Genomic DNA, 6,515 nt, shown 5'->3' on the forward strand with positions numbered 1-6,515 from the left:
TTTGCGTAGTCGCGTTTTCTCCATGGCGTGACGAGAGTAACTGGTGCACGGGACACGTCGGCAGGCCGCTTCAGGCGAGCGCGACCTCCGCGAGCAGGTCGACCTGGGCAGGGTCGGCGACGGTCGGGTCGAGGATCAACTCGTCCACGCCCGCCTCCACGAACGCGGCGATCACGTCCGCGATGGCCTGGGGCGAGCGGTGTGCGCCGGCGGCGATCATCTCGGCGGTCTCGCGGCCGAGGCCCCCGTAGTAGTCGAGCAGGTAGTCCCGCGACCGCTCCACGGTGTCGCCGAGCGAGAAGTAGTTGAGCGCCACAATCCGGGCCGAGCCCTCGCGGCCTGCTTCCTGCCAGGCGGCGCGGACCCGCTGCACGAACGGCGCGACCATCGGCGGTGGAGCCCCACCCGCCGTCCACCCGACGCCGTGCTCCACGGTCCGGCGGATCGCGGCGTCGGACGTGCCGCCGACCAGGATCGGCACCCCTCCACGCACGGCGTCCGGCACCACCGGCCGGGAGTCCGCCACGAGCGCCTCACCGGCGAACGCTCGCTGAAGATCGGCCAGCTGCTGGTCGAAGAGCCGCCCACGGGCGGAGAAGTCCCGTCCGGTGAGCCGGTAGTCGTCCTCCCGCCCGCCGACGGCCAGCCCCAGCGTCAGCCGCCCACCGGTCAGCTCCTGCACCGAGGCGGCCTGCTTCGCCAGCTCGGCACTGCTACGGGTGGGCCCGAGCAGGATGTCCGTGACGAACCTGATGCGCTCGGTGACTGCGCCGGCGGCGGCGAAGACGGTCAACTCCTCGTAGCTCGGGTAGGCCACCCGCCCTATCGTCCCCAGGCTCGAGAAGCCTGCCGCCTCCGCCCGCCGTGCCCACTCCAGCAACTGGGCGCCGGTCGCGCCCCGGACGCTGTTCGGGATGCCGATGCCGATCTCCACGAGGTCCCCTCTCGTCAGGACGAACCCGACCACCCCGTCCAGTGGTCGACGGTCACGACGAGGAGCGCCCCGGAGGGCGGCTCCTCCCGGTACTGCGGGAACCGTGCCACCAGCGCCCGGATCCCGGGGTGGTCCGGCGACGGCTGCTCGACGATCTCAGCGTGCCCGTCGGCGCGGACCCACCACAGCCGCGCCCAGTCCTCCTCGTAGTGGTCGACGAGCAGGGCACAGCGGGGCTCGGCGCGGACGTCGGTCAGGCGCTGCAGGCGCGCCGACCGCTTCGGTTTCGCGTCGACCGCGGTGTACACGGTGTCGCCGAGGAGCGCGAAGACGCACGGGACCACGTGCGGTCGCCCGTCCGGCCGCACGGTCGACAGCCGGGCCACCGGACGGGACGCGAAGCGCGCGCGCAGGTCGGCGGTGTCCATCGCCGCTGTTGTACCGCGCCCGTGGGTGCCCCCGGCAGGATTCGAACCTGCGGCACACGGTTTAGGAAACCGATCCGGGCGTGGTCCTGACCTGGGCTCCGGTCGGTCATTGCGGCTTTGACCTGCGGTGTTGTGCCGAGCTGATGAGTGCTGTCGACGGCCCTCAACGGACGTTCTGCTGACCGAGTGCTGACCGTATGTCCGCAAGCACGAGCAGCCGTGCGTCAGACCCCTTCGCCTTGGGACGCCTTGCCAATGCTGGAGGTGCCGCCTCCCACCCGGCGGCAGTCTTCCGCCTGTCTCGGTCGCCGGAAGGGCGCTCCGCGTCCCTGCGGGATGGGCCTCCGGCCCACCCTTCCCCCGCCCTGCGACAGCCGGAGGGACGCCGGTTGTAGGGAAGCAGGCAGGGGTGGGGAGGCGCCCAATCGTCGAGATTCAGGACGCGGCCACTGACGCGTTCCGACGCACAGTTAGTTCCGGTGTCCGGCGGCCCCTCGCACCTGAGGCCATCCGGGCCATGAACTACCGACACCGCCAGCCCGCGTATCAGCGCAGATGGCGATAGCTCGGCAGGCGCCACTGACGGGTCGCTGGGGGAACCGCGGCCTGCGCGCCGGCCAGTTCACCGACGTCGCGCTGGCTTACGCCGAGCCTCCGACTCAGACTCCAGCTCCAAGAGCATCCGCTTGGTCAGCTTGAGGCTCAGCCGGAACTTGGTCGGCGCGAGACGCCAGACGACGGCCAGCACAATCAGGAAGATGAGGAGAGGTCAGTTGCCGGCGGCCTTGAACTGGGCGATGACGCTCTGCGGGATGCGGCCCCGCGCCGACAGCTCGACCTTGTTGGCCTTGGCCCACTCACGAACGGCCTGAGGGCTGACGTCCGACTTGCTGGCGGTCCCGCTCGGCTTGCTGGCGGTGGACTTCTGACCACCGGTCTTGCGGGCCGCCTGGACGTAACGCGAGAACGCCTCGCGGAGCTCGTCGGCGTGCTCGTTGGTCAGGTCGAGCTCGTAGGCCGTGCCGTCGAGACTGAACTTCACGGTCTGGCCGGCGCCCTTCTCGATGATGGTCTCGTCCAGGTCGTCGACGAGACGGGTGAAGGTCTTTTGTGCCACTACAGCTCCCCATAGTTGGCCTAGCTTCAAGATACTCAAGTACTGGTCTCAGCGGTAGTCACCCCTTCCTCCTTCTTGGGGGTAAGGGTTATCTCGACGGCCTTCACTGAGACCTTGTAGTGGAATGGCTTGAGGGGCGGGGTGTACTTGGACTCCTCGAGCGCCTTGAGCATGACCCTACTCGACTCAAGATATTCGTGGAGCCGTCGCGCGAGGAGTCGCTGGAGGTGGGGCAGTGTCTTGAGGTCCTTATTTTGAATCACGCCTGGCACGTAATCGTGGATCCGGGCGGCAGCAAGATCAGCAATAGCTACGGACACGGCTGGCTCAAAGCTGTTGAGGATGGGGACGAGGCCCCGGTACTTCTCCTGGAATCTAGACTCCATGCCCGCAAGTCTTCCCTGGATGTCGACGTTCTCCCTGGCGAGAAGGTCCCAGTCGGCTTCCCGGAGGCTTTTGTGAATCTCCTCCTCACTAACGTCGTACCTGGCTACCGCCGGACCTGTTAGCGCGAGAACATGCGCAACCATGTGGGCCGGGGTCCGTGCCAGGTCGTCGAGTGAGTTCCAGGCAGCCTTGTAGTACCCGCGCAAAGCGCGCTCTTTCGGTACCTCGACGATGATCCAGTTGAAGATGTAGGCACCCAGGAAGGCGAATGCTAGCTCGGACAAGAAGGTTCCGACCTCATGTCCGGGGTAGAACCCCCACAGACCGATCGATTCCTCAATGTCGGATAAGGCGGTAATCATCACAGCGACGAGGATGGAAAGAAGTAGCCAAACTTTAGGCGGTATGCGTGAGAGCCAAGTGAGCACGCGACGAGCTTGCCTCATCGCAGCTCATCACCAAGCGACTCCACCAACTCATCGGCGGGTCGCAACCACCGCGGCGGCTCAAGGCCCATCAGATGGGATACCTCAGCCAGCACGGCGCTGACGGTAGTTAGGACATGACGCGCCTGGTCGGGCTCCCAGTCAAAGGGGAACGGCGGCTTCGGATGGACGCAGCTATCCCGTAGCGCGATAGCTTCCAGGAGGTCCTGCCACAGTTGGCCGCCGCGGGGGAAGGGCTGGCCGCTGAGGAAGGCGGTCAGGAAGCTGAGCCGTGCCGTCATGCTGATCCGGCGTGGTCGCTTGTGGATGCGACCCTGCTCATCGAGGACTGTCTCGACTTCGGTAAGCACGTCGTGGACGAACGGCGTCAGCAACTCCTGGTGCGCGACGGCATGGTTGAACGCGGTCAGGTTCAGCTGAGCCTCGAGGGCGGAGAAGGCGGCGAGAATCGACGCTCGAACGTAGCGGCCTGTCGCCTCGATGGCACCGTAGGCCCGAGACTCGTCGTACCTCCTGGCTGTGGCGTAGAAGACGGCGGCATCCTGAAGAAGCAGCGAAGGCGTCCTCCAGTCCCCCTGATCGACAGACTCGTTGACGTGGGCAACGCCTGGCGTCGGCGGAGGTAGTTCATGAGCCACAAGAGGAGCATGTCACCCCGGTATGGGGCTGCCGCCGAGCTACCCGCACTCCGCATAGCTGTCGCGACCATGGCAGAGGTAGCCGGCGCGGGCCTTGGGGCAGAGGCGAAGCCTATGGAGAAGTGCTGTGAACGTCATGTCGGCTCCCATGTCGAGCCCGTGTAGCGCTTGACGGGTTTCGCCATCCAGTCAGTGCCGATGCGCACCTTGGATGGCCTGCTCACCCAGGAGGTGCCGTCCCAGACGTTGACTGTGCTTCCCGTCCCGGCCGCCATGAACAGCCAGCCGAGGTTGTTGCCAGAGTCCACGAAGTTCACCCCGGCGTACCAGGTGGCGCCGCCGGTGGCGTTGCTGTCTTGGATTGTTGAGATAGTCGGCGGAAACGATACCCGAGGCGTTGCTGATGCTGCGGCGGGTACCTGCCGCAGCGGATTTGATGGTGATGAGGTTGCCGGTAGCGCCGACAGCGTTCAGGGTCATTACCGTCACCGTATTGCTATAACTCATCGTCATGCCGGGGTGTAGGGTCAAGACGCCGATCGTTGAACTGGCGGCATTCGATCTCCTTGACCACGGCACCGAGCCAGACGGTCTCCGTAGGTGGGAACGGGTAGGCGCGCTGGTCGTCGTAAATTGCGGAGTCTGCACTGTGCGAAATACTGACATGAACGTAACCATAAAATAGCTCGTGCTTGTCAGTCGGGGGAGTTCCTGACCGAGCACATCGCCAAGCGCTTCGGCATCACGCCGCGGCGGGTGCAGCAGATCGCCAGGGACTACGGGGTCGTGCGGACCCGGGCCGAGGGCAACCGGACAGCCACGCCGCTCAAGAGCCAGCGCCGGCTGCGGTTGCAGTAGGTGCGGCAGACTTTGGCTGCGCGACGGCGATCCCATGGGGGATGGGGACTTGCATCAGTCGCCTAGCCTAGCGCTCGGAGGCCGGGAGGCCGTCGACTGGCAGCTTAGGAACCGGGAACGTCAACCCGGCAGGGGCCACGGCATCGCCAGAAGCTTAGCGACCGCTTCGCTTCTGGGAGACGACCTTGGCAATCGCCCTCGCAGCCCTCGTGGCACTGGTCATCATGGTGCTCGGCGTCCTCATCTGGGCGGTCCGGCACAAGCCGACCAAGTTCCGGCTCACGCTCAAGCTGTGGAAGCTGATCCACTTGGAGCTGGAGTCGGAGACCCGCGCGCCGCGGTGAGGTGCCACCCCTAGGGTCAACTGGTGTCTCAAGCCGTCGTCGCACTTCTCGCCGCCCTCGTCGGTGCCGGCGCTGCCGTGCTGGGCCAGCTCATCGGGCCGGTCGTCCAGTCGCGCCGCGCGCACAGGCATTGGCTTCGTGACAAGCGCACGGAGGTGTACGAGGACTTCATGGCTGACGCCGCGTCGGCCAGCGGCCACTTGCATTCGTTGATGGGCTCGGACCGCTCAGTCAGGAATGACGAGACCTATAAGAAGCTGATGCGCGATCTCAGGGCCGGAGCGAGTCGAATCGATCTGTATGCCATGGCCGAGCTCCGAGAGGCCGCCTCTGATGTGTGGGTCAACTATCAGCTGGCCTATTACGCCTACTACCACGAGAGCCCGGAGCAGCAGTCCGGTGAGATGCGGCAGGTCTTCGTGGAAGATGTCGAACGAGTCAGGCAGCTGATCAGGAAGGAACTAGGCGTCGACTGACTGCTGCAGCGGCGTCCAGGCGAAGTCGGCCAGCTACCGCGGCCCGCGCTTTAGGTCCTTGGCCTCTAGGTCCAGCTCCTCCTAGTACTCGTCGTACGGGCACCACTTGAGGCCGTGCTGCACGAAGCGTTCGGACGACTGGTACAGCTCGATCAGCGTCAGGTCGGTCCGCCGGCCCCAGTCCTCGTACTCGTCCATCTGCTCGCGCCAGGTCTTAAGATGTGTCGCACCAGCCGAGCGGCGTAGATGACCCAGAACTGACCCGGGATGCACGGCTGCGTGCGGTGATCGATGAAACGCGGACGTGACCTGCAGTTTCATGGTTGGAAGCCGTTGGGGGACGACGACCGATGCTGGCTGAGTTGCGGACTTTTTGCGGACTCCGCGGACTGTGTGCGGACTGAGATGGCGTGATCCACGGGTCCACCCGCGCCGTCCTGACTGACCAGGCAATCACTCCCCAACCGATCGAGGGTGCCGGCTGTGGGGAGTGCCCAGGAGTTGTGTCGATGGACGGCGAAGGCCCGGTCGAGCTCGTCGCCGATGGGGCGCGGGAGGAGACCGGCACCCACGGGCGGACGTGGCAGCTCTGGACCAGCACGGTCAGCGCGCCTCACTAGTGCTCCGTCGCGGTGTTTCTTGAGGTCATCCCTGGTTCGGGTGGACCATTTCTCATGGCCGCGCACGTGCGGACGGTCGAGGTCCCGGAGGCCGATCGGCGGGAGCTGCAGCGGCGGGTCCGGGACAAGGGCGCGCCGGCCCGCGTGGTCGAGCGCGCCCGGATCGTGCTGCTGGCCGCGGATGAGGTGCCGGGCAAGGAGATTGCGGAGATGGTCGGCTGCGCCGAGGGCACGGTGGTGACCTGGCGCGCCCGCTACGCCGAGCGC

At 66.1% G+C, this 6,515-nt stretch carries 9 protein-coding genes and 1 tRNA gene; 3 read left to right on the forward strand and 7 right to left on the reverse strand.

The window, feature by feature from the left end; genetic code table 11:
- Positions 1-70: 70 nt before the first annotated feature.
- The 7 genes from HK417_RS09285 to HK417_RS09315 form a co-directional block, all read right to left on the reverse strand.
- Positions 71-934 carry an LLM class flavin-dependent oxidoreductase gene (locus tag HK417_RS09285; RefSeq protein WP_222265626.1) on the reverse strand — a complete coding sequence of 288 codons (864 nt, stop codon included), beginning with the start codon at positions 932-934 and terminating at the stop codon, positions 71-73.
- Positions 935-948: 14 nt separating this feature from the next.
- Positions 949-1,362 (reverse strand): TIGR03668 family PPOX class F420-dependent oxidoreductase, encoded by a 414-nt coding sequence (locus tag HK417_RS09290; RefSeq protein WP_222265627.1) that lies wholly within the window; start codon positions 1,360-1,362, stop codon positions 949-951.
- 29 nt (positions 1,363-1,391) lie between these two features.
- Positions 1,392-1,465: transfer RNA gene (locus HK417_RS09295), tRNA-Arg, on the reverse strand.
- 666 nt (positions 1,466-2,131) lie between these two features.
- Positions 2,132-2,479 (reverse strand): histone-like nucleoid-structuring protein Lsr2, encoded by a 348-nt coding sequence (locus HK417_RS09300; RefSeq protein WP_222265629.1) that lies wholly within the window; start codon positions 2,477-2,479, stop codon positions 2,132-2,134.
- A gap of 35 nt (positions 2,480-2,514) precedes the next feature.
- A complete protein-coding gene (locus HK417_RS09305) occupies positions 2,515-3,294 on the reverse strand; it encodes a hypothetical protein (RefSeq protein WP_222265631.1) in 780 nt (259 codons plus the stop codon).
- 14 nt (positions 3,295-3,308) lie between these two features.
- Positions 3,309-3,950: a hypothetical protein gene (locus HK417_RS09310; RefSeq protein ID WP_222265633.1), complete on the reverse strand. Its 642-nt coding sequence runs from the start codon at positions 3,948-3,950 to the stop codon at positions 3,309-3,311.
- A 134-nt stretch (positions 3,951-4,084) separates the two neighbouring features.
- Positions 4,085-4,258 carry a hypothetical protein gene (locus tag HK417_RS09315; protein WP_222265635.1) on the reverse strand — a complete coding sequence of 58 codons (174 nt, stop codon included), beginning with the start codon at positions 4,256-4,258 and terminating at the stop codon, positions 4,085-4,087.
- 735 nt (positions 4,259-4,993) lie between these two features.
- On the opposite strand from HK417_RS09315, the gene HK417_RS09320 reads away from it, so the two are divergent.
- The 3 genes from HK417_RS09320 to HK417_RS09330 all read left to right on the forward strand — a co-directional run.
- Positions 4,994-5,152, forward strand: a complete 159-nt coding sequence (locus HK417_RS09320) for a hypothetical protein (protein ID WP_222265637.1) — start codon at positions 4,994-4,996, stop codon at positions 5,150-5,152.
- A gap of 23 nt (positions 5,153-5,175) precedes the next feature.
- On the forward strand, positions 5,176-5,628 hold the full coding sequence (locus tag HK417_RS09325) for a hypothetical protein (RefSeq protein WP_222265639.1): 453 nt from the start codon (positions 5,176-5,178) through the stop codon (positions 5,626-5,628).
- A gap of 674 nt (positions 5,629-6,302) precedes the next feature.
- Positions 6,303-6,515: helix-turn-helix domain-containing protein (locus HK417_RS09330; protein WP_222265641.1), on the forward strand; the 213-nt coding region annotated here is incomplete at its 3' end.

The organism is Modestobacter marinus (assembly GCF_019799945.1).
In the GTDB taxonomy this organism is placed as follows: Bacteria; Actinomycetota; Actinomycetes; order Mycobacteriales; family Geodermatophilaceae; genus Modestobacter; species Modestobacter marinus_B.

What these genes read in the sequence shown, in the direction of transcription:
- HK417_RS09290 (WP_222265627.1), bottom strand. Translation starts at nt 1,362, where the DNA reads ATGGACACCGCCGACCTGCGCGCGCGCTTCGCGTCCCGTCCGGTGGCC.